Raw genomic sequence first — 24,654 nt, 5'->3', positions numbered from 1 at the left:
ACGAAATTTGGTCCCGTTTTAAGTAAGACAGTTAGAAGTAACTTTTGTCATAGGCAAATGACAAAAAAAATTAAAAAATTATTATTATATCGTTATCGAAGCAGAAAGAGTATTACTTTTTCTTTATCAATTAAGATGATAAGCGTATTTTTTGATATAGAAATTAACAAAAAGGCAACATTATAGTTACTACACAAAAACAGTCATGAAATTCTTAAGCTTTTCCCTTAGTATTTTAAGGGAATTGTACACTTGCTGCTTTGCTGTTTTATCTGTAATATTGAGCTGAAGTGCGATTTCTTCATAAGACAGGTCTTCTACTTTTCTCAGTAAAAAAACTTCACGCATTTTGGCCGGAAGAAGTTCAATTTCTCTGGCAATAATAGCTTCTAATTCTTCTTCCCGAAGTTTAAAATCTGCGAATACATAATCATCTTCAATAAAATTTGAAATAGATTCTGCATATCGCGAAACCACTTTTTCGTGGGCGATATGATTTAGTATTCTGTTTTTTACGGCTTTGTATAAATAAGAAGAAAGAGATCCGGTAAGGGTTAATTCATGGCGTTTGTTCCAGATCGATAAAAAAACTTCCTGAACAACATCATTGGCTTCATCCTGATTGCCCAATATTTTGTAGGCATGATTCACGAGGAGTTTACAATACCTTTCAAAAATTTCTGTATACGCCAACTGATCATCTTTTTTAAGAAGATCAACTAAAATAGGATCAGCATATTTGCTATAAACAGGCATTAAATAAAAAGGGGTTGAGTATCGAAAAAGCAATATTAAACATTTTTTATTTTAAAAACTAAAAGATCATTCAGTTAGAAATGGTTACGGCGTTTTCTAACTATTATTTTCTTACATCTGTCTTAAAAAGCCTGTTTTATTAAAAAAAATGTTTATTGTTTAATGCTATTTTGGTTTAATGAAAAACCAAAATCAAAACGTCTAAAAAATTTAGATTCTCTACTCTTTTTTTCTCATACTTTCTTTGACTTTTTCCCTGTGCATTTCTCCCCAATTACTGAGCTCGCGAATTACATTTTTTAAGGTTCGGCTATAGTCAGTCGCTTCATAAATAATAGTAACGGGAGTTGTTGGATATACAGTACGTTTAATAAAATCATTCAGCTCTAAATCTTTGAGTTCTTTTGCTAAAATTTTTGGTGATATTCCGTCAATTTCCTTTTTTATTTCATTAAAACGTTTTGAAGATTGAATCAGGCTAAGAATTAAAGCAATTTTCCATTTTCCGTTTAAAACATACAAAGCATCTATAATATTTCTTAGAGATCCTGCGCATTCATCCTTTGTTGGAAGTTGCTGTTCTTCAGTTTTTTTCATGGCAGTAAAGATATAAACTTTCCTAAAAGTAACTGGTTTCCTTTAGGAAACTACTCTCTTTTGTATACTTCACAACAGTAATTTTGCTTTAATATCTAATTGTTTTCAATTCAGTTAGGTTCTAAAAAAGTAAAATTTAAAAGCAAATTAGTTATGAAAAACATTCTTCATTTAATATCCAGTATTCAGCCGAAAGATTCCCACAGCATTGAGCTTGGCAACGCGATTATCAAAAAAATTAAGGAAAAATATCCCAATAATACACTTGAAGAATTAAATCTGGTTGATCTCAACCTGCCTCATCTTAATCCGGAATTACTTCGCAAACTTTTTACACCTTCCAACCATCTCAGCGAAGAAGAAAAAGAATCGATGGCATTTTCGAATACTTTGCTTGAACAATTACTGGCTGCAGATATCATTGTTATTGGTGCGCCACTTTATAATTTCACGATCCATTCAGCATTAAAAACATGGATTGATTACATTACAAGACCCGGAGTAACTTTTGGATATGGTGAAGACGGACGCCCAATTGGTCTGGTTACCGGAAAAAAAGTCTATGTTGCAATGGCCTCCGGAGGCGTATATTCTGATGGTCCTGGTCAGGTTAATGATTTTGTTGTTCCTTATTTACAGGCTTTTTTAGGATTTCTGGGAATGACAGATCTTACGGCATTTCGCGCAGAAGGATTAAAAGTGCCCGAATTAAAAGAAAATGCGATGAATAAAGCCATTAATAGTATCTTGATTGATTAATTGATATTACATTCAAAACAAAAAAAAGAGACTTACGAGTCTCTTTTTTGCATTTAATATAGTTTTATAAAGGCTATTTCCCTTTTAATAATTTTTCTAAATATTCAACTTTATCTTTTTCAGACTGAACTAAACGTTCGTATAATTTGATTTGTTCTTCGTGAGCTTGCATTAATTTATCCAAAGGATTAAAGGTACAACCATAATTAACTGCCGAAGAATTATCTACATTATAAGTATTGCCGATAATATTTAAAACAGCTTCTTCCGAGAAATTTTTAATCGCTTCTACTGTAACGCCAAGAACTTTAGCAATTTCTGCAAGTTTACCTTCTTCTACTGTTTCACTGTTTTCAATAGCCGAAATTGCTTGTTGATTTGTTCCTAAAGCTTGCGCCAAAGCTTCTTGTTTCATATCCCGAAGTTCACGAATACGGCTGATTTTTCGCCCTATATGTTGTTTTGTTACTGTGCTCATAGTTCAAAGATAAATAATTATGAATAAAAAAATACCGTTTATGTACGATACATAACCAGCATTGTACAATATCGTTGTGATTCGTGCAATAACGTAAAAATAATGCAAACCTGCGATCAAACAAAAGTATAATTTTTCTTATAAATATTAGATAAAAATAGAACGCAAAAAAGTACTTTTCTTTTTATCTAATTTTCATGATGATCGCTCATCAAATCCTGTTTCATTTTATAAACTGCAACCATATTTGATGCTGATTTTTATAATATTATTCTTTCGTAGCTCTAATTTTGTTATTCCAACCCATTACTAATCAAAACTTATGATTAATGAAAGCGAAAAACTATCTTCAGATACTTTTGCTGTGCGTTATTGTCATATCATGTACACAAAAAAAAATAGAAAACCTTCCAGCTTCAGAATCAAATTCTACTACTGATTCAGGCTTTGAATTTATTGAAGGATATCCAACAGAAGCGACCATCAAAAAGGCATACGATGAAGCCGATTTGAACCGTGCTATTCAAACCTACAGATTTTTTTACCCATCGGTATCGTTTACAGGAACCTGGGAAGGAAACTTAAATAATGGCGTTGTTCCCAATAAAACATTTGCCATATTAGAAGGAACGCCAAACCAGCTTGTTTTTACACCAAATTCAGACACTAAATATGCCGGACTTGTTTTTGATCTTTCAGAATATGGTCCGATGGTAATTGATGTTCCGCCCGGACCTTTAATGTCTGTCGCAAATGATTTGAATCAGTTGTATATTATGGATATTGGTCTTCCGGGTCCTGACAAAGGAAAAGGCGGTAAACATATTATTGTTCCGCCGGGTTATAGCGGTAAAATTCCTGCCGGATATTTTGTTGGAAAACCCACCACAAATCGTTTAATATTAATGTTAAGGGCGCTTCCACTTGATGGAAAAGCAGAAACGGCCGAAGCTTTAATGAAATCAGTAAAAGTATATCCGCTCAATAAACCTGCTGACTGGAAAGAACCTACATGGGTAAGCCTGAATAAAAAAGGCGCTGACTTTACGCCTCTTTCATGGGAAAATAACATTAAATACTGGGAAAAATTAAATGATTTGATTCAGAAAGAACCTGCAAATCCTGCGTATCGCATTATGTATGGTGAACTTGCCGAATTGGGTATCGAAAAAGGAAAAACTTTTCAGCCTAACGCCCGCATGAAAGCCATATTAGAAAAAGCAGCTAAAACAGGAAATGCCATTTTGCGCGTACAATCGTTTGCTGACCGAAGACCAGACCGAATTGTATGGAAAGACCGCAAATGGGAATGGGCAGTTTTGCGCCACGCCAACGGTACTTTTGACACCGAAAATTATACAGATCTCTACGCACGCGAAAAGTGGTTTTATCAGGCTCAGGTCGAATCTCCTGCCATGTTTAACCGTGCTGTCGGAGCGGGTTCGCTTTATTGGTTAGGAATGAAAGATAATAACGGTAAGTATTTAGACGGAAGTAAAACGTATAAATTAACCGTTCCGTTGCCGGTTCCTGCCAAACTATTTTGGTCAGTTACGATTTATGATAATGCTACACGAAGCGAGATTTTGACCAATCAAAATAAAGCGGCTTTACGTTCTATGTTTGAATTAAAAGATAAAAAAGGTTCTTCTGTCGAATTGTATTTTGGTCCAAAAGCACCTGCCGGAAAAGAAGATGCCTGGATTCAAACATTACCTGACAAAGGCTGGTTTACATATTTCAGAATTTATGGCCCTGAAGATCCTGCCTTTAACGGAAGCTGGAAACCCGGAGATTTTGAAGAAGTGAAGTAAGAAAATTTAAAATATTACCAAAGCATTATTCAATCTCTTAATCAATTTTGAATATACATTTCTTTAACCTAGTACAAACTTTTAAAAATAATTCCCATGAATTTATCAAAACAATTAAAACGGAGTAAATTGACGATGAAGTTTTCATTTCTAATTTTATTGTTATTCGGAATTTCACTAAATGCTGTCGCACAAAATGATAAATCAAAACCCAATATTTTGATCATTTTTGGCGATGATGTTGGTATCACCAATATAAGCTCTTATGGCGAAGGCGTTGTGGGGTATAAAACGCCCAATATTGATAAACTTGCCAGTCAGGGTATAAAATTCACAGACTATTATGCCGAAAACAGCTGCACTGCAGGACGTTCTACCTTAATAACCGGACAATGTCCTAAAAGAACCGGATTGTCTAAAGTGGGAATTCCCGGCGCGCCAGTTGGACTTATGGCACGCGATATGACAATTGCTCAGGCATTAAAACCTTTGGGATACGCTACAGCACAATTTGGTAAAAACCATCTTGGGGATTTAGACGAATACTTGCCAACTAATCATGGCTTTGATGAATTTTTCGGAAATCTGTACCATCTTAATGCCGAGGAAGAACCAGAAATGCCAAACTTCCCAAAAGAAGCTGATGATCCGTTGTTTACTAAAAGTTATAAACCCAAAGGTGTTCTGCATATTGTAAATGGAAAAATAGAAGATACAGGACCTCTCAACAAAAAAAGAATGGAAACCATTGATGATGAAACCACTGGAGCTTGTATTGACTGGATGAAAAAGCAAAAACAAGCCAATAAACCTTTCTTTACCTGGATGAACTTTACCCGCATGCATGTTTTTACTCATGTACGTCCATCTATGCGAGGGCAAAGCGGTATGCCGGACAATGAATATGCCGACGGTATGATCGAAATGGATATGAATGTAGGCAAATTGATGCAGGCACTTGACGAAATGGGTATTGCAGATAATACTATTGTGATATTTAGTACAGACAATGGCCCAAATCAATTTAGCTGGCCAGATGCTGCTTCTACTCCTTTTCGAAGTGAAAAAAATACGAACTGGGAAGGAGCTTACAGAGTTCCCGCAATGATTCGCTGGCCTGGACACATTAAGGAAGGAACTGTTTCTAACGGAATCTTTTCTGGCCTTGACTGGTTTCCTACCCTTGTGGCTGCAGCAGGAAATACTACCATAAAAGAAGATCTTTTGAAAGGAGCAACAATTGGCGGTAAAAAATGGCAGCTGCATCTGGACGGATTCAACCAACTGGATTACCTTACGGGAAAATCACCAAAAAGTGCCCGAACAGAATTTGCCTATTTTAATGACGATGCTCAACTCGTAGGATATCGTTACAATGACTGGAAAATTGTGATTAGGGAACAGCCTGCTCCCGGCGGATTTGACGTTTGGAGAGATCCTTTTAGAACCTATCGTATTCCTCTTTTATTTAATCTGAGAATGGATCCTTACGAACGCGCTAATGTTGTTTCAGACCAATATAATGACTGGTCACTTCGTAATGATTTTTTACTTGCTCAGGTTACTTTTCATGCTATTGAATTCCTGCAAACCTTTGTTAAATATCCTCCTTCTCAGCTTCCTGCTACTTTTTCGCCTGATGCTGTAGAATCAGAAATAGATAAAGTTAATAACATGAAATTGAAACCTCATGGCGTAACGAGGGATTAATTTGAAAAAGATTTTAATAATAGCTTGTCAATAAGTTTTAATACTATTAAAAAAGGGCTGTCACAAACTGCGACAACCCTTTTTTCTTTATAAATAATAGTGTTTTGGATTCCGATTTTATTTAAACTATTTATTACTTAATAATCAGTTTTTTAGAAACATTCACCGCATCAGAAGTAATGGTGACAACATAAATTCCTGATCCTAAATTATGATTGATTTTTCCGGATGCGTTAAGTTTGCTTACCAAAACTTTTTTTCCGTTTATATCAATAACCGTTACAGTTGCCACATCACCCGTTTTTAATTCCGGCAATGCAATATTAAATTCATTGTTGATAGACGGGTTTGGATAAATACTTATTGCAGAATTTTCTACCGTTACTTCATCAATAGCATTCACTTTTTTTGCTGTCGTTGTGCTTTGAAATTGCCATTGCGCACTTTCCCAATTGTTTTGTCCTCCGGCATATTGAGCAGAACCATTCAGGTTTTCAATATGAATCATACTTCCAGTCTGCCATCTGTTTTTAATTCTCACCCAAGTGCCATCAACATTTTCGTTAGACCATTGCGCGCTCCACCAAGTCGTTTGTCCGGCAGTACATTGTACCGCGCCAGTTAAGTTTTCGATATGCATTAAATCTCCGGTACCTACATTTTTTAGGATAAAATAAGTAGCATCAATAGCGATTTTTTCCCATTTGTAATTGTTATTGGCAACGGTTGCGCCATATCCCACATTGGCACCGGCATCATATAAATAATTGCCGATCCATTTATTTTTAATGGTAAAATAAGTTCCGGTTGCCGTATTAACTGTAATTGATGCTGTACTTGTTTTATTTCCGTCTGCAGTTGTTACGGTGATTGTTGCTGTTCCGTTAGCAATTGCTGTTACCAAACCTGAAGCATTTACAGTTGCAACACCAGTATTATTCGATGCATAACTAACCGATTTATTCGTTGCATTTGATGGCAAAACGGTTGCCGTTAATTGCTGCGTTCCTCCTACTGATAAAGTTGCCGTTGTTGGACTAAGACTCACGCTTGCAACCGCTACATTTGATGAATTTACTGTGATTACAGCAGTTGCCGTTTTAGCACCATCCTGAGTTGTTACGGTAATTGTTGCCGTTCCCGAAGCAATTGCAGTTACTAAACCCGAACTATTTACAGTTGCAACTCCTGTATTGTTAGAACTATAACTCACGTTTTTGTTTGTCGCATTTGCCGGAGCAACGGTTGGTGTTAGTTGTTGTGTGGCTCCAACTCCTAAAGTGGCCGTTGTTGGTGTAATGGTTACGCCTGTTACAGGAACTGATGTACTGGAACAGTTAGAACTTTGTGTCCACGAAAAAGTACCAATTGCGCTTATTTCTTCATTAGTGGTTGCATTACCGCCTCTGTTAGAATAATTCATATTGCAATATGTTCCGTTTCCGGCGGGAGAACCTGCTATCAATACAAAATATCCTCTGCCCCAATTTCTGTTGAGTGCATTATTGTTTGGAAATTCTTTACCCGTTCCGTTAACCGTTATATCTTTAAAACTAAGATTATAAATACCATCTCCTGATCTTTTACTAATAGAAATAGCATCATTTCTTGAATCTAAAATATCGATATTATAAAGCTGAACATTTTTAACCTGAGTTCCGGCATTTGTCGCACTAAAAATATCTACCGCCGCTACAGGATTGTTGTACGTATCATTGAAAGTTCCGCATGTTGAAACCGTGATATCATGTATTTCATGCAGACCGTCATTGTTAAAAGGCGCTCCGGGAAAATTATTACTCACTCTGATTCCTGCTTCCAGATTGTCTTTTATAATTAAATTGTAGGCTTTATTATTTTTTCCGCCATAAATCGCCAAGCCACAGGCACGCCAGCAGTTTTCTGAAGTATTGTATCTAAAGGTATTATTGATACATTCCAGTCCGTCAGCAGACCAAATCGCCTGATCGTCGTCGCCATTATTTCTGAAATTACAATGCTCCACAATGGAGTTTGCAGTTCCTTTGCAAAGGTTAATTCCATCGGCATAATTATTTCTAAAACGGCAATGCGATACTGTAAATCCATCGGCAATTGCTGGTCCGCCCACATTATATTGTGCAATCCAGGCGCCGCATTCAAAATGTTCTGCCCAAATATTTTTTACGGTTGAGGTCGAAGTGAAAACCCCGTTTATCGCTTTATAAGAATTACTTCTGGACGCTGAATTGGTTGTTAAATAAAGATCCGTAAAGGAAATTCCGGCTGCATTGGCACGCAATCCGCCATTTAAACTACTTGTGTTAGTAAAATTAATTTGCGTATACCACATTCCCGCACCAATTAATGAAGTATTGGCAGTACCAAAATACAATTCGCGGTTAACGTTATAAACTCCGCCTGGAACAAATATTTTTTTGCCACCGTTTGCATCAATAAAAGTCTGAAGATCGCTTCCGTTTCCTGTATAAGTTACGGAACCTGCAGGAGCAGAAAGGCTTGTTGGAACCGGTTCCATCTCTGCAAAATCCAAATGCACATTTCCCGATTCTCTTATTAATTTTAAAGTTCCTGAAGAAGCAATTTTAGCGGGAAGTTTATAACGAACTTCATCAAATCTCATTCTAGGATTTTGATTTGTAATTCCGTTATTATTGGGGTTTCCATTGCTCCACAAATATTCCCACGACCAGGTTGAAGTTAAAGTTAGCGTTGTAATTTTTGTATTGCCATTGTACACGCCAATAGTTGCTGTTTGTCCGTCGGGAACGCTATAGCGAATTACAAGTCCATCTGCAGCTTCCGTAAGCGTCCATTGCACTGTAGCATTTGCAGCAGACATATTTACACATTGCTGATCGGTGGCTTCTGATTGTAAATCAGACTGAATATAGGATTTTGAAGTCGTTACTGCTCCATTAGACAATTGTCCGGCATTTGCTTCATACCTTTTATAAGCTGCATCATAATACCCGCGCTGCGCATATAAATTTGAAGTTAAGAGTAAAAAAAATATCCCCATCAAATAGCAATATTTCACTCTTTTAAAAAAAATAGTAAGTAGTTGATTTTTCATAATTTCGGTTTTAAATTAGTAAGTTAAGTCCTAAAAAAAGAACATAACGAAACTAGACTTAAAAAAGAGTTTAAAAAAAAGATGAATCAAAAATCAAGATTAAGACCACAATTTATTTGAGTTAATAAACTCAAAACCAACAAATTAAATTTTAAAACCAAATAAAAAATCAAGAATGAATATAGATAAAATTCCTAATTTCAAGTATAAAAAAATAAGAATATGCAAAAAGATTAACCTTCTTTTTAAATCATTCTCTTTTTTAATAGGTTAAGAATAAGAAATTCAAAAGCTTACAATCTGTATAATTGAAAAATATACCATTTTATAATGAAAACCTTATTTGTAGTTTTTATAAAATACTTGTAATAAAAAAGCTCCCGATTAAAGGAGCTTTCATTTTAAATAAGTATATTTTAAAAACTAAGTTTAAAATTTGCTTTTTTTATCTCTTCTGGTTTACCAGAGGTAAATTTTATATTTTTTAATCTATCGACACTTGGTGAAAAAGTTATTTTAGCATCAATCTTTGCTTCTACTTTAGCAACAACCTTATCCTTATTTGATTTTTTTACTATCATAATTATTTTCTTTTAAAGAGAAATCCATCAAAATCCTTTTTATAGTCAAATGGAGCATCGGTAATATTCTCATTATCATCAACTAGTGCACCAAAGATATCAAATGTTTTTGACAATTCCTCAAAATGTTCATTTATTGCTCTTTTATATGTATTTGTTCTTCTTTTATCACTTCCGGTAATAAATATCTTTAAGTCTGGATATGTCGAAGAAAACTCATAAGCGGTATGTGCTACTGTTGCTAAAATTTCTCGCATGTCTCCATTATTATCTACTATTTGGTCATTTACTATAAGACCGCCAACATCCTCATCATAAACTATATTTCCAAATCCCAAATTATAAATATCTTCTTGTTTAGTTGTGTTATATATTACTGCTTTATGTATGTCGCCATTAATACCTGTGCTTGTAAATTCATAAGCAGTGGCATCACTGCCTACCAGAGTATCATATTTCGGTAGATTCATTTAATAAATTATTTTGTACGCAAAATACTACTTATTTTTATATTTATCACTTTTATAATATATATATTCCTGAATTTATTTCAACAATGAAGCCCAAACTTTCAACTGTAAATATTTGTAATACTTTCATTATCTTTGCCGCGTAAAAATTTTACGGCCTCTATTTTAATTTTATGATTTCATATTTGTTCTTTCAAATTCTTATTTCCTGGATTACAGCTTCTTGCATTATAAAACTATTTAATGTTGCAGTATCGGTTCCGGAAAATAAGATTTACCTTGAACCAACGCTTCTTACCGGACTTTTTGCAGTTGTTGATATCAATCTGACTTTAAAAACGCAATTAATAGCCGGGAAAATACTTCATCATACTATTGGAATCTGTTTTACAGCTGTTTACTATCTGGTTTGGTATTACGAATTTGCCGAAATTTCGTGGACTACCAGTTTCATTTTAGGAATTATAAGCGGTTTAATACGTATTATAAGCTGGACTTTTCTGCTTGAAATTATACCTTCGGCGCGCCTTATTAATTTTAGGGGATATTATCTTCAGCTTGTATTTGTACACAATATTTTCACGATCACAGCTTTGGGTATTTACAAATTATTTATGTTATCAATAAATTAGTTTGAAAGTGGAAAAAGAAGTATCAAGCTGGTCAGTATGTCAGGAATGTCTGGGACGCGGCAAAAAAAGTCAAAGACTCACCAAAAAAGTACGGCTCAGTTACCAAATTGCCTTAGAACAATTTGAAAAAACGGAAGGAAACGGAATCCCTCCAATTCGTCCTAAAGCGCATTTAAGCTCCTGTCAAAACTGTTCAGGATCCGGATTGCTTCCTGCTGCCAATCCTCCTGTTGCTGATAAAGAAAATTATCCGCATGTCGCTATTATTGGAGGCGGTATTGGCGGTGTTGCGCTCGCTGTTGCTTGTTTGCACCGCGGAATTCCTTTTACGATTTATGAACGCGACAAAAACTTCAATGCCAGATCTCAAGGTTACGGACTTACTTTACAGCAAGCCAGTAAAGCGATTGAAGGACTCGGAATTTTTTCCTTAAAAGATGGCGTTATCTCCACAAAACATATTGTTCACACTACGGATGGTAAAGTAATTGGCGAATGGGGAATCAGAAAGTGGCTGCAGTCAGAAGCAAAAACAGCTCCCAAACGCACAAACATACATATCGCACGACAATCTTTGCGTTTAGCCTTGGTTGAACAGCTTGGCGGAGACGATATGATACAATGGGGACATCAATTGATAGATTTTAAGGAATCTGAAAATGACGGTATTGATTTGCAATTTGAAGTTGATGGCCAAATTTTAAACGCTAAAGCTGATCTTATTGTTGGAGCTGACGGAATTCGAAGTTCGGTGCGAAAGTTATTAATTGGTGACGATATTACGCCTTTACGCTATCTCGACTGCATTGTAATATTAGGCATTTGTCCTTTAAGTGCTCTCGAAGGTATGGAAAGCTCTTTGTTAGATTCGGCGACTGTATTTCAAACTGCAAATGGCAACGAGCGAATTTATATTATGCCTTTTACAGCAGATTCTGTAATGTGGCAGCTTAGTTTTCCGATGAAAGAAAAAGAAGCTAAAATATTAAGCGCAAAAGGCCCTAAAGCACTCAAAGAAGAAGCTTGCCGCAGAACACAATGGCACGATCCAATTCCGCAAATTTTGAACGCGACTTTAGAAACCCAGATTTCCGGATATCCGGTTTATGACCGTGAATTGCTTCCATCTGCCTTATTAGCAAAAAGCGAAAAAGTCACTCTTATTGGCGATGCGGCTCATCCAATGAGTCCGTTTAAAGGTCAAGGAGCAAATCAGGCATTGCTGGATGCGCTTACATTGGCCAGAGGAATTTCAAAAGGATGTAAACCTTTATCGCAATGGAAAAAAGCCGGACTAAGAGAACGTGTCTTAAATGATTTTGAAGCCGAAATGTTAGAACGAAGCGCTATTAAAGTGAAAGATTCAGCAGATGCCGCGCAATTTCTGCATTCTGAAATGGTTCTTCGCGAAGGTGACGAACCAAGAGGACGCTTTTTGAAGAAAAAAGGAAATTAATTAGTACTACACTAATCCATTTATTATAGGAATTTTGGGTTTAAACCTCTATTCCTAAAAATATTACGTAATTATAGATCAGATTTTAATTATTAAATTTAGCAATTAAAGTGTTTCTTTTTATAAAAAGCGTAAATTCACACCCTGTAAAATGTTAAAAAAATGAATTTGTTTAATTAATCAACAAAAAGGTTAAACAAATTAAAATGCTTTTTTATTATCTTAGCTACATGTACTATTTTTTAGAATTGATCGACTAAAATTTTATTTTTCATCAATAAAAAAATATTGCTAAAAAGTAATAAACAATAAAAAATAGATATAAATTGTGAAATACTTTAGTAAAGTAATGTAAACGAGAAATTTAAAAATAACATAGCTTCGTAAAGACAAATAATAATAAAAAAACGCCATGTACCGTAATATTGGTCTCTTAAATAATATAGTGGATAATACTCCCTTACCTATCGCTGTGTACTCCGGGAATGAATTGAGAATAGAACTGGCTAATCCCGCTATGATCAAAACCTGGGGCAAGGGCGATGAGGTAATCGGTAAAAATTATTTGGACCTGCTGCCAGAAATCAAAAGTGATGTTTTTTTTGATCAGGCAATAAACGTACTCAAAACAGGAATTCCTTATCATGGTAAGAATAAAAAGGTAGATTTGGTCATAGACGGAATTCTTAAAACCTATTATTTTAACTATAGTTTTATACCGTTGACTGATGAAAACGGAAATATTTATGCAGTAATGAATACCGGAACAGATGTAACTGATTTACATGATGCAAAGCAACAAATACAAAGTTCTGAGGAAAGACTACGAATGGCTATTGATACTGCCGGACTGGGAACTTATGAAATAGACCTGGCTACCAAAAAAATCAAAACCTCAGGGAATTTTAATTCCATTTGGTCCGTTGACAGAGAAATTTCGAATGATGAACTCATTGCAAAATTACATCCGGATGATTTGAAAGTGCGTGAAAAAGCACATGAAGAAGCTATGGAAACCGGAACAATATCTTATGAAAGCCGTATTGTTAATGAGGATCAATCTATTCGATGGACAAAAATTAATGGCAAAATTATAAGGGACGAAAATGATGTTCCCACCACTATTATTGGAATTATACAAAATATTGATGAGCAAAAGGAATTTGAAGAAGAATTAAAAAAACAGGTCGCCAACAGTACAGAAGCATTGAGACGTTCCAACGACGATCTTTTGCATTTCGCCAATGTAGTAAGCCATGATTTGAGAGAACCTGTTAGAAAAATTAAGATTTTTAATTCTTTTTTAAAAAATGATGCGGCAACAGAGTTAAACGATAATTCTAAAAAATACATTAATAAAATTGATCATTCTGCCGAAAGAATGAACAATATCATTGAGGGAATATTAGCCTATTCAACGGCAGATAAAACCAAACAGCTTATTGAAAAAATTGACCTTAATGAAGTTATAGAAAATATAAAAACAGATCTTGAACTTGTTATAAAAGAAAAAGGCGCCATAGTAACGACTTCTGATTTTCCTGAAATTGAAGGAGCGCCTATTTTAATCAGTCAGCTTTTTTATAATCTGATACAAAATGCCCTTAAATTTTCGAAGGCAAATGAACCTCCAAGAGTGATTATAAGCTGTTTGGAGCTAACTATTGACCATGTAGATTCTGTACAAATTAAAATTAAAGATAATGGTATAGGTTTGGATGCCGCTTTTGTCGAAAGAATATTTACCGCATTCGAAAGACTGCATTCTAAAACTGAATATGAAGGAAATGGACTTGGACTTTCCCTTTGCAGAAAAATAGCAAAAAGACATAACGGAACTATCACAGCCAGCGGAGAATTAGATAAAGGCGCCGAGTTTACCATAACTTTACCTTTATTACAAGAGTTGGAAACGATTTAAAAAACATATAACAATAAAAAAAGTAACTAGAATCAGTTACTTTTTTTATGATGTGATTGCAAAATATTTACAAGTTTTTGCTTTTAAAAACAGTCATTTTTTCTCTGGTCATATCATTTATTGTATAGGATATTCCGCCCATTCCCAACCCTGATGCATCTCTTCCGCCAAATGGCATCCAATCCACTCTAAAAGCTGTGTGATCATTGATCATGACGGCAGTAGCGTTTAGCTTTTTTGCTGTTTCTAAAGCAATGTCAATATTTTTTGTAAATACAGCAGCCTGAAAATGAACGTCTAAAGCATTGGCTCTTTTTATCGCTTCTTCCCTGTCTGTAAACGAATAAATACAAACCACAGGACCAAAAATTTCATTGGTTGATACTTTTGAATCTTCTGAAGGATTGAACAAAACGGTGGGTTCAAAACAAGTATCAGAAATTCTTTTTCCGCCAGTAATTAGTTTTGCTCCTTTTTCAACAGCTTCATTAACCCAATCTTCGACACGGTTTAATTCTTTTGGCGTAATAAGCGAACCAACATCTGTGGTTTCTTCAAACGGATTTCCGACAACTAATTTCTTTGTGGCCTGAGAGAATTCTTCAATAAAACGGTCACAAATTTCCTGATTGACATAAATTTTCTGAACCGAAACGCAAACCTGTCCTGCGTGGTAAAAACCTCCTTTTACCAAATCCGGAATCATTTCTTTAAAGTCTGCGTCGCTTTCAACAATAACCGGCGCAGCTCCGCCATGTTCTAATGCACATCTGGTTCCCGGTGCTAATTTGCTTTTTAAATACCATCCCACTTTTGCCGAACCAATAAAAGAGAAAAAATTAACTCTTGAATCCGTCACTAATATTTCTGAAGTTTCGTTGTCACATAACACCACTTGTAACCAGCCTGAAGGCAAACCGGCTTCTTCTAAAATAGCTGCCAATGCAAGACCTGATAACGGCGTACTGCTCGATGGCTTGAAAATTACAGGACAGCCAGCCGCGACAGCCGTTGCAATTTGATGTACTGCTAAATTTAACGGATGATTAAAAGCGCTTACAGCCACAACAACGCCAATAGGTTCTTTTGATGTAAAAGCAATTCTGTTTAAAGAAGCCTCTGTAAGTCCCATCGGGATTTGTTCACCTTTTATTTGTGCTATATGTTCAGCTGCCAGTTTTACGCCTTTGATGGCTCTGAGGATTTCTGCTTTCGAATCATTATAGGGTTTTCCGCCTTCACTTATCGCTAAATGTATCAGTTCATCGATTCTCTCATTCATGATTGAAGCAGCTTTTTCAAGTATATCAATTCTTTTGTAAGCCGGAATCCAGTTTGATTGATCTTCAAATAATTTGTGAGCAGTTTTTAATATTTTTTCAATTTCATTTTTATCAATCAAAGGCAATTCTTTTACTACGCTCTGATCGTAGGGAAATATTATTTTTGCAGTCTTTTCCATAATGTATTTAATGTGTGTGCTTAAAACCAACTTATTCGGTATTATTTCAAGTCACTATTTTTTAAAATTTAGTTCTTTAAATTTAATCAAATTATCGGTGACTACAATGTCTTATAACACAATATTGACTATTTCCTGACTTATTAATAATCTAAAAGTGTCGCTAAAATAATCTCTCGATTTTCTAATAAAGGAACAATTTTCCCTAAAACTATGTCCTGAAAATAAGCCGAATTTCTATGGTCAGCAACAGTGGCTTCATCTGTATATCCTTCAAATAAAATAAGTGTATTTACATCTGAATTACTTTGATGGATTTTATAAAACAGATTTCCGTTTTCCTTTACACTTTCATCGTGTACCGTTTTTAATAAGTTTAAAACGGTTCCAATTTCTCCTTCTTTTACTTTCCATGTAGCAAAAACATGAATTGGATTTTGATTTTTCATTTTGATTTATTTTTTAATTAAAATATTTTTTCGTTTTAATAAAAGATTAATCACATTTTTGTCATCCCTCGTTCCTCGGGATGACAAAAATGTGGTTGCTGACTTAAGTTACAATTATTTTTTAGCAGCTTCTAAAATAACAATCATTTTTTCGGCTACTCCTTTTGCAGAAGCAGGATTTTGTCCCGTAACCAGATTACCATCTGCAATACTGTGCGCTGACCAAACTGCGGCAGCATGAAATTTTGCTCCTTGTTTTGTTAGTGCAGTTTCAAGTAAGAATGGCACATCCGCAATAGCGTACCCTTTTTCTTCTTCGTCTGTAAATGAGGTAATGTTTTTACCGTTTACCAAATAAGTTCCGTTGCTTAATTTTACGTTTAATAACGATACGGGACCGTGACAGACTGCTCCAACAACTGCATTACGTTCGTAAGTTTCTTTAATCACTTTTTTCAGCAATTCATTTTCAGGCATATCTACCATTGGTGCTAAACCTCCGGGTACAAAAACAGCATCATAAGTACTAACATCAACTGTTGCTAATTTTACAGCTTTTTGCATTTTCTCCCATCCTTTTCCTGTTAGAAAAGCAAGATTGTCAGGATCATTTGCCAAATTTAGCGCATCTAAATATGGTGTGTCACCAGTTAAGCTCGCAAAATCAATTTGGTAATTGGCATTGTCAAATTCAGCATAAGGATGTGCTACTTCAGGAAGAAAAGTTCCCGTTCTTCTGTTATTTGGTCCAATTGTGTTGGCATTGGATACAATAATTAAAATTCTCTTTTTCATAGTGGATTCATTTTTAAGTGTTGTTTTTACTAATGTGTTTTCTTTTTTACTTTGTGCATTTGAAGATAAAAAAGCAAGGGCAAGGGTTAAAAGCATAATTTTTTTCATGTCTGTAATTTTTGATTGGTTAATGATTATTTACAGGACAAATTTATGCCGGCACCCCTCCTCAATACGAGGAGCGAAGTCACAAAAAAAGTGTGACGAGAATCACACTTTGAGAATTAGAGATATGTTATTTGTTATTGGAGTAAAGCCTGCTAAGGGTTTCGCGGCTTACACCCAGATATTCTGCAATGTATTTCTTGGGAATTTTTTGCATGAGATTTGGATAAAGGGCAGCAAATTCTTTATAACGCTGCTGCGGATTTCCGGACAATAATGAAATAATTCGCTGTTGAAGTGCGATGTATCCTTTGGTCAGTTTCATTCTGAAAAAATATTCCATTTTATGAACTGTTCCAGAGAGTTTTTCTCTGCCTTCAAGTGTCAGGCATAAAACTTCTCCCGCTTCCATACAAACGACATTCATGTTTGCCGTCTTTTGGTTGAAGTACGCAATATAATCCGACATCCACCAATTTTCTGTCGCAAATTGCACAATATGTTCTTTTCCATCTTCATCGAGATAAAAAACCCTGAAAATTCCGCTCATAATGATGTATTCATACTTCGCGTCATCTCCCTGCTGAATTAAATATTGATTTTTTAATACCTTTCTTATCGTAAAAAATGGTTTAATTGACTCAAACTCTTCGTCATTAATTGGTATAATTTCTTCAATATGTCTTCTAAGTTTTTCCATAGTTTGCTTTTACCAAATCAAAGATAAAAGATTTATTGTTGTTTAAAAATATTTAAAATACAGCGTTGCCATTTATGGACAAATAGTATTTCTTTTTAATTACAAAACCCCTTTACCAAAATTAGCAAAGGGGTTTTTGAAGTACTTATGAATTAATAATTTACTTAGTTTTTGATGAATTTCTGTGTGTATTTTGCTTTATCTGTTACCAGATTTATAATATACATTCCATTTGCGAAATTTTTCACGTCGATTTGATTATTATTAACCGAAACATTGATTGTTCTTCCCAAAATATCATAAACTGTAACACTTTGAATTTCATCTTCTGTCTGAATATTTAAGATTTCTGAAACCGGATTAGGATAAATTGCCAGTTTTAATTTTGTAAAATCACCGGTTCCTAAAGTTGTTTTGGTCACGTTTACTGCAATAGTTTTTTCGACCATTTTACCATTAGAATTAAAACTAATTACAACAGTAGCATCTCCATCATTTTTAGGCGTTAAAAGCAGTTCATCTTTAGTATTTATTTCGGCAGAAACCACATTGGTATCGCTATTTGATTTTACCGATTTTTTAATAGCGATCGACAAATTATCTGCATCTGAAACGATATTTTTTAAATCGATTACCGCAGGATCTTTTAGGGAAACCTCCGAAGGAAAAGCTGTGCTCACAACAGGCGATGCATTATCTGGAAAAACTGCTATGGCCGGAAACCAATAATAATCATCCAACGTTTTAGTATTGGTTAAAATTCCTGTATTATCAAAAGTATGAATCCAGTTTTTTTGAAAATGTGCTCCAAATCCGCTTTCTGTTGTATTTAGAATTAAATTATCTGAGATTGGATCAATACGTAATGCCGCTCCATAAGCAATTTGTTTGTAAGTTCCTGTTTGTCCCGGAATTACTGCGAAATTTTCATTGAATGTTTTTGTCGTAACATCGAATCTTACAATTTGAGTTCCTGAAGTACTATTATTGATAGAATTGATCCAGTATAAAGCATTTTGCTGATTGCTTGCTGTAAAACTTCCCGCGTTCCATGCTCCCCATGAACCTAAATATTTGGTAGTAGGAATCGCATATTCTGTTGTTGCGAAAGTTGTTGGTTCAATATTAATTAATTTCTGATTCTGAATTCCCCAAACACTTCCGTCTTTTGCCTGAACAACAGAATGAAACGCACCTGCAATCGTTTTGACTAAAGTATTTGTAGCGGGATCAATTACCAAAATTTCAGCAGTTTGTTTTACGGCAAATACATATTGAGACGTACGAATCATATTGCCTATTTGTCCGGAATACTGACTTCCTCCGCCAGTTCCTGTTATAAGGCTTCCAACCTGCATATTGGCAATATCAAAAAGATAAATCCCGTTTGAAGCGCCAATATAACCTGTGTTTTCATTTATTCCAACAAAAGAACGTCCGTCGCCACCGCCAATATTATCAAAAGCGGCAATTTTTTTCATTGTTTTAGCATCGGCAACTACCAATCTTCCGCCCGGAGTATAGTTATTATCTCCGCCGTCTTTAGCCTGTTTTGAAATAAAATAAAATTTATCTCCATAGATTGTTCCGTATTGTGTAGTTGCTCCAAATGCCTGGCTATTATTAGCGGTGCTATATACTCTGTAATTCACAGAACCATCATTATTAACAAAATTCACAGATCCGTTTGTATGTCCGAACCATTCTTCGTTCACCATAAAATATCCGTTAGTAAATTCTGTTGCAGCAAAATACGGAGTAACCGGAGTAAATGTTTCTGCAATAGGAGTTTCTTCAAATGCAAGATTATAATTCCATACATCCCACGAACCATTTTCTAAAACACGGCTGCTTGCTCCCCAACCTGAATAACCAAAATCATCATTTGCAGGATCTTTTACCCAATACGACCAATATCCATTATTTACCCAACCTGATTCCCAGTGATCATTGGTGTCAATACTTGTATAATCATCAAAATCGTAAGCAGTTGTATTTACAATACCATTTGCCGGATAATAGGGATAAGTTACGTTGGCATTTTTGTAAAGTCCGTTTGTATTGGCACCATTTAAATCGAAACCTAATCCGCCAATTGCAGTTCCTAAACCTCCCGGCACATTTTGATAAAGCAGCGAAAAAAAGCGGTGATCTGCCTGTAATATTGCTTTCATCATATCTTCTCCCGTTGCCACTCCATCCCATCTAAAACCCCAAATTAAGGCATCAGAAGTTTTGCCGTCATTCCATTGTACAGCAAACGCTGCCTGATTTGAACCTGTACCCACCCAATACTGAATATCATCAAAAGTAGTGGTTGTTTGTGCATTTTTATTTTGCTGATTTTTAGCCGATTTCTGGTAAATGTCATCTCTAAATATGCCTTGTACCTTTACTTGTGCATTCGTTAAAAATGCAAAAAGTAACATTAGTATTAAAAAGTAATTTTTCTTCATAATTATTAATTTAAGATTCGATTCGTTTTTTATTAGTTAATATATAAATCATAAGCGCCAGCCACTTCTGTAGAAACTTCTCCCAGCCAGCCCGCTTCCTGATTGATTGCTGTGTGTATTTTAATGAAATCTATTCCGGGAAGTTTGACGTAATTTCCGTTTTTATCAACTGCCCACGCAATATCAATATTAGAGGCTTCATCGTTATTTGGCGCGTTATCTGCATATCCAAAATCAAATGATTTGCCCACCCAATAATTTCCCGTGCCGCTCTGATCGTAAAAATTATCCTGAATTCTTGTTCCTTTAAGGCTGTAGGATGCATCCGAAATCCATAAGGGATAATAACTCTGATCGTGAAATCCGTTTTTTGTTTTATAACCTGAATTACCAAGATTATCCTGCCATTTAATATATTCTACATCAATTTGCCAGAATTCATTTCCAGCGATAGAAGCTTTATTTGTATCTGGTTTGAAGTAGGTTACACTGTAATTTTTTAATGTGGTATTTTTAAAATATTCGCTTCCGGCAATTTCATACCATTCATCTTCGTCTGGTTTTCCGTTTTTATTTTTATCATAAGCAACCAGAATAATTCCGGCTTCGCAAGATCCTGAACGGGCTTCGCTGGCTTCATTTCCCCAGAATGCATTTCCCAAAACTTTAAAATCACGACCATTCATATTCGGAATCGTATGATCAAAACCAAAAACAACATAACCGCCAAAACCGCCTAATGAAATCATAGTTGTATTGGCCCCGACAAGCGCTTTTTTTGCTGCATTGATAATTGTAGCTTCGGTATTTCCGGCAACATATTCCGGAATTCCGTTGGTAAACTGTCCTATTGCCGGACGAAAATCAAATACATTAGAAATATACTTGCTGTAATTTCCAGATTCTTTGGTTACATTAATCACAGACTGGTAGGTTTTTACGACGCCATTTATTTCTACTTTTAAAGTCAGCGGATAATTTTTTAAATACGGGCTAATAAAATCCAACTGTGCATTTTCTGAAATTACAGAATCCTTTACACTCCAGGTAAATTTTGAATTTTCCGGCAGTTCCGTAGTGATATTCAAAACTTTGAACCGGTTAATTGTATAAGATTCTTTAAGTACTTCTGTTGCATTTTCATTTCCCTGTTCTTCTTCTCTATCCGTTTGGCATGCTATAAATTCCAGTAACAGAATCGAAAGCAACAGGAACTTTAAGGTTTTAAAAGAATTTCTTTTCATGATTTATTTTTTGGTTATAAAAGCGATATGTGCAGGAATATTTCCTGCTGTAGTTTTCCATTTTAATTTTCCTTCGGGTGTAAAACAGTAGATATAACCCGTCACTACATAATTTTGGGCATCTGTAATATAGATTTCCTTAGTTTCAGGATTTACCTGAAGTCCGTACGGAATCATTATTTGTTTGTCTGTACCGTCTGTAATAATTTTATCGTTGATTATTTTCTTCGTTTTGGTGTCTAAAATTCCGTACGTCACTTTATTACTGTTCGTGAGATAACTCCAGGAAACACTGTAGAAATAAAGCAAATCTTCGACCATGCACATTCCTGAAACCGGAATATCGAGCTGCATTTTTTTCTCATCGGTCTGAGAATCTATCACAAAAAGATTGGAAGGCGTGTTGTAATAATCTCCTCTCGAACTCACATAAATATCACCCCTGCTGTCAATTTGCATCGCATAGAGATTGATACCAACGTCGATTTTTTTTGTTTCAGTAAAGGTTTCAAGATCAATTACAGATACGGTTCTGTCATAATTAGGAACTCTGTAACCGCCGGAATTAGCAACATATAGCTTTCCGTTTTGTACTACCATTTGCTCGGGCTGATATCCTACTGTTACTTTTCGTTTTATTTCTAATGTTGTGGTATCGATCTCGGCAACAAAACCAATTTCTGCATTTGGATCAATAGCCACGGGACCCGAATATGAACTTACATAGGCTTTATCTTTGTAAAAAGCGACATACCGACAATTGGGAATATCTATTTTTTTGATGCGTTTTGCTGTCCATTTATCTATAACTTCAACTTTGTTTGAACAATTTATTACCGCATAAACCTTATTGCCGTAGATTTTTATATCATTGCCTACATCGCCTAATTCTTTTACAACAGTCGGATTGCGTTCTGAATAAACATCGGTAGTATAATTTCCTGTCCGATAATTAAAAATATCGATACTGGCTCTGTTCATCCCCATATTTCCCTCATTCAGAAGATAAAAACCTTCTATATTGCCATCACTTCTTGGGGCGGCAACACTTTTATCCGATGACGGAAAAATGGTTTCTTCTTCCCTGCAGGAAATAAAAGAAGCTGTGATCAATAAACCCAGTATTATTTTTGAAGTTATCTTTTTCATAGTTCCATACTGATTATAAATTTCAACGTTCGCCCCGGCATCGGATAATTGTAAATCACTTCATATTGCTGATTGAGCACATTATTGAGTTCTACCGTTCCTTTTAATTTGTAATGATGTAGCGTAAATGCTTTCTGCACCGATAAATCGTGCGTGTACCAAGGCTGTACTTCGTTGATTCTGATATTGTTTACATTGCCGTTGTATCGTTTTCCAACGTATATAAAACTGTAGTTAAAATTCCAGGTTTCGTAATTGGCATTTAGTATTCCGGATCCGCTGTGCCACGGTGTGTACGGAATCTGATCGCCATAAGAAGATAATTGCAAGCCTCCAAATTTGGTATAATCCCTGCTTTCAGAATAGGTGTAAGTAAGATTCGCGGCAAGGTTTAATTTATTAATATGCATTCTCATATTAAGCACAGATTCGATTCCGTGACCTTTTACTTGTCCCATATTGGTCATCATCCAGCGAAATAAATTTCCTGTTGGAGCGGCAATTATTTTGTCTTTGGTATTCGTATAATAACCATCAACCTGAATAGAGAACTTATCGAAAAAGCTTTTTTTGAGAGGCAGATTATAAGTAAATCCAACATCGTACTGATTCATATATTCTGGTTTCAAAGTACTGGAACCAACCATTGTATAATATAAATCATTGAAAGTCGGCATTCTGAAAATACGTTTTGCAAATGCCCTTATCGTAAAATCATAGGCTTTAAAAGGCGTATAACCCAGAAACAAAGCCGGGGTAAATTCTGTTTTATCAGGCGCTTTTGCATTGTTTCGCACTTCTTCCTGTACATGCGTGCCTACAACGCTTCCCAGAACTTTAAATCCGCCAAGTCTGTACGAACTTGCCAGCGAAAATAATGCGGTGTAACGCTGCGGATACGAAAACAAGGTTTGAATTCCTTTTCTGGTGGCGTTTAATCTATTGTATTGAAAATCTGTAGAAAGCGAAATATCCCAGGTTGGTAAAATGCTGTACATATTTACTGCCGATACATAATATTCCTGCTGGTAATAACTATCGTCAGATTGCGCTCCTTCGGTTACGGTTTCGCCAAGTACATTTGTAGTATCTCTGGCAACATAATGCGTATAATCGTAGGCGTATTTTGCCTTGGCCTGAAATTTATATTTAGCTGTAAAATCTTTTATAAAAGTTCCCTGAGAGAAAAAATTCTTGTCGTATTGTCTAAAACCATCTGAAAATTTATTTTCTACAATTGCTCCGGGAGCGCCTCTTTCTGAATCATAATAATACACTTTGGCGTCCCACGAACCGTTCTTTATTTTTCCGTAAAGACCGGATTCTATCCGTAAAGCTTCTATATCACTGTTGTGTCTTGTCGCGGTAGTATCGTAAGCGACAGTTCCGTCAAGGTTATTTCTTTTGTATCTGAATTTATATTCTCCGTTCGATTTTATATATTCAGAACTCACGCTCATGCTGACTTTGTCGCTTAATTTTTGTTCCCATCTAAAAGAAGGATCAAAATAATTGATGGACATTGTTTTAAAACGAACTAATAAATTTGATTTTTTATCGGCTTCAAAAACAGGTCTTTTTGTTCTTAGATAAATGCTTGAAGCCGCAGCAAAGTCTTTTGCCGACTGAAATATTTCACTTTTTTGTCCGTTGTACATGGTAAGGGATTCCATGTCATCCAGAGAATATTTCCCAAGGTCTGTAACTCCGTTTTGAGCGTTTCCCAGTTGAATTCCATCGTAAAAAACCCCAACATGATGCGTTCCCATATTGCGCACATCAACGGTTTTAAGTCCGCCGAGACCGCCATAATCTTTGATTTGAGTTCCTGCAAAATACCGAAGCGCATCGGCAACATTATGGCTGGCGAGATTTTCAAGCAATTCTCCCGAAAGGCTTTGCACCGGAATTACTTCCTGATACGGTTTTCCTTTTAAAATTACTTCTTTTAAAACCCGCAAACTATCATTAGATACTTGGGAATGAAGCAAAAACGGAACAAATAATATAAAAATGAAAAACGCTTTTTTTGTATTATACATCA

Annotated in this window: 20 protein-coding genes; 6 read left to right on the top strand and 14 right to left on the bottom strand. The window is 35.3% G+C overall.

Features of this window, described 5'->3' with window-relative positions; translation table 11 throughout:
* Window positions 1–189: 189 nt before the first annotated feature.
* Window positions 190–756 carry an RNA polymerase sigma factor gene (locus AC3QL1_RS15020; RefSeq protein ID WP_492492575.1) on the bottom strand — a complete coding sequence of 189 codons (567 nt, stop codon included), beginning with the start codon at window positions 754–756 and terminating at the stop codon, window positions 190–192.
* Window positions 757–975: 219 nt separating this feature from the next.
* A complete protein-coding gene (locus AC3QL1_RS15015) occupies window positions 976–1,353 on the bottom strand; it encodes a winged helix-turn-helix transcriptional regulator (RefSeq protein WP_492492573.1) in 378 nt (125 codons plus the stop codon).
* A 153-nt stretch (window positions 1,354–1,506) separates the two neighbouring features.
* On the opposite strand from AC3QL1_RS15015, the gene AC3QL1_RS15010 reads away from it, so the two are divergent.
* Window positions 1,507–2,112 carry an FMN-dependent NADH-azoreductase gene (locus AC3QL1_RS15010; RefSeq protein WP_492492571.1) on the top strand — a complete coding sequence of 202 codons (606 nt, stop codon included), beginning with the start codon at window positions 1,507–1,509 and terminating at the stop codon, window positions 2,110–2,112.
* Window positions 2,113–2,185: 73 nt separating this feature from the next.
* Here the strand turns inward: AC3QL1_RS15010 and AC3QL1_RS15005 are convergent, their stop codons facing one another.
* Window positions 2,186–2,590 (bottom strand): helix-turn-helix transcriptional regulator, encoded by a 405-nt coding sequence (locus tag AC3QL1_RS15005; RefSeq protein ID WP_492492569.1) that lies wholly within the window; start codon window positions 2,588–2,590, stop codon window positions 2,186–2,188.
* Window positions 2,591–2,919: 329 nt separating this feature from the next.
* Here AC3QL1_RS15005 and AC3QL1_RS15000 point away from each other — a divergent pair, with 329 nt between their 5' ends.
* A complete protein-coding gene (locus tag AC3QL1_RS15000; protein ID WP_492492567.1) occupies window positions 2,920–4,404 on the top strand; it encodes a DUF1254 domain-containing protein in 1,485 nt (494 codons plus the stop codon).
* A gap of 96 nt (window positions 4,405–4,500) precedes the next feature.
* On the top strand, window positions 4,501–6,114 hold the full coding sequence (locus tag AC3QL1_RS14995) for an arylsulfatase (protein ID WP_492492565.1): 1,614 nt from the start codon (window positions 4,501–4,503) through the stop codon (window positions 6,112–6,114).
* A 133-nt stretch (window positions 6,115–6,247) separates the two neighbouring features.
* Here the strand turns inward: AC3QL1_RS14995 and AC3QL1_RS14990 are convergent, their stop codons facing one another.
* The 3 genes from AC3QL1_RS14990 to AC3QL1_RS14980 form a co-directional block, all read right to left on the bottom strand.
* Window positions 6,248–9,190 carry an Ig-like domain-containing protein gene (locus AC3QL1_RS14990; protein ID WP_492492563.1) on the bottom strand — a complete coding sequence of 981 codons (2,943 nt, stop codon included), beginning with the start codon at window positions 9,188–9,190 and terminating at the stop codon, window positions 6,248–6,250.
* 416 nt (window positions 9,191–9,606) lie between these two features.
* Entirely contained in the window at window positions 9,607–9,771 is a 165-nt protein-coding gene (locus tag AC3QL1_RS14985; protein ID WP_492492561.1) for a hypothetical protein, read from the bottom strand.
* Window positions 9,772–9,773: 2 nt separating this feature from the next.
* The gene (locus tag AC3QL1_RS14980) at window positions 9,774–10,241 is read right to left on the bottom strand and encodes a DUF6934 family protein (RefSeq protein WP_492492560.1); all 468 of its coding nucleotides are present in this window, start codon (window positions 10,239–10,241) and stop codon (window positions 9,774–9,776) included.
* Between the two features lie 173 nt (window positions 10,242–10,414).
* Here AC3QL1_RS14980 and AC3QL1_RS14975 point away from each other — a divergent pair, with 173 nt between their 5' ends.
* From AC3QL1_RS14975 to AC3QL1_RS14965, 3 genes are all read left to right on the top strand, one after another.
* The gene (locus AC3QL1_RS14975; RefSeq protein ID WP_492492558.1) at window positions 10,415–10,873 is read left to right on the top strand and encodes a hypothetical protein; all 459 of its coding nucleotides are present in this window, start codon (window positions 10,415–10,417) and stop codon (window positions 10,871–10,873) included.
* Between the two features lie 7 nt (window positions 10,874–10,880).
* Window positions 10,881–12,329 (top strand): FAD-dependent oxidoreductase, encoded by a 1,449-nt coding sequence (locus AC3QL1_RS14970; RefSeq protein ID WP_492492556.1) that lies wholly within the window; start codon window positions 10,881–10,883, stop codon window positions 12,327–12,329.
* 445 nt (window positions 12,330–12,774) lie between these two features.
* A complete protein-coding gene (locus tag AC3QL1_RS14965; RefSeq protein ID WP_492492555.1) occupies window positions 12,775–14,250 on the top strand; it encodes a sensor histidine kinase in 1,476 nt (491 codons plus the stop codon).
* Between the two features lie 67 nt (window positions 14,251–14,317).
* On the opposite strand, the gene AC3QL1_RS14960 is transcribed toward AC3QL1_RS14965, so the two are convergent.
* The 8 genes from AC3QL1_RS14960 to AC3QL1_RS14925 form a co-directional block, all read right to left on the bottom strand.
* Complete coding sequence (locus AC3QL1_RS14960) at window positions 14,318–15,712, bottom strand: aldehyde dehydrogenase family protein (RefSeq protein WP_492492553.1); 1,395 nt, start codon at window positions 15,710–15,712, stop codon at window positions 14,318–14,320.
* Between the two features lie 143 nt (window positions 15,713–15,855).
* Window positions 15,856–16,161 (bottom strand): putative quinol monooxygenase, encoded by a 306-nt coding sequence (locus tag AC3QL1_RS14955; RefSeq protein ID WP_492492552.1) that lies wholly within the window; start codon window positions 16,159–16,161, stop codon window positions 15,856–15,858.
* Between the two features lie 114 nt (window positions 16,162–16,275).
* Window positions 16,276–17,064: a type 1 glutamine amidotransferase domain-containing protein gene (locus AC3QL1_RS14950; RefSeq protein WP_492492551.1), complete on the bottom strand. Its 789-nt coding sequence runs from the start codon at window positions 17,062–17,064 to the stop codon at window positions 16,276–16,278.
* Window positions 17,065–17,191: 127 nt separating this feature from the next.
* Window positions 17,192–17,761 (bottom strand): Crp/Fnr family transcriptional regulator, encoded by a 570-nt coding sequence (locus AC3QL1_RS14945; protein ID WP_492492550.1) that lies wholly within the window; start codon window positions 17,759–17,761, stop codon window positions 17,192–17,194.
* 164 nt (window positions 17,762–17,925) lie between these two features.
* Window positions 17,926–20,217 (bottom strand): T9SS type A sorting domain-containing protein, encoded by a 2,292-nt coding sequence (locus tag AC3QL1_RS14940; protein ID WP_492492549.1) that lies wholly within the window; start codon window positions 20,215–20,217, stop codon window positions 17,926–17,928.
* Between the two features lie 32 nt (window positions 20,218–20,249).
* A complete protein-coding gene (locus tag AC3QL1_RS14935; protein WP_492492548.1) occupies window positions 20,250–21,461 on the bottom strand; it encodes a cell surface protein in 1,212 nt (403 codons plus the stop codon).
* Between the two features lie 3 nt (window positions 21,462–21,464).
* Window positions 21,465–22,610, bottom strand: a complete 1,146-nt coding sequence (locus AC3QL1_RS14930; protein ID WP_492492547.1) for a YncE family protein — start codon at window positions 22,608–22,610, stop codon at window positions 21,465–21,467.
* Window positions 22,607–24,652: a TonB-dependent receptor gene (locus tag AC3QL1_RS14925; protein ID WP_492492546.1), complete on the bottom strand. Its 2,046-nt coding sequence runs from the start codon at window positions 24,650–24,652 to the stop codon at window positions 22,607–22,609. Before AC3QL1_RS14925 ends, AC3QL1_RS14930 begins: the two co-directional genes overlap by 4 nt.
* Window positions 24,653–24,654: the final 2 nt, after the last annotated feature.

The organism is Flavobacterium sp. GW823-FHT04A11, assembly GCF_058796535.1.
The sequence above is the reverse complement of the archived record's forward strand: the minus strand, read 5'-3'. Positions and strand labels throughout refer to the sequence as shown.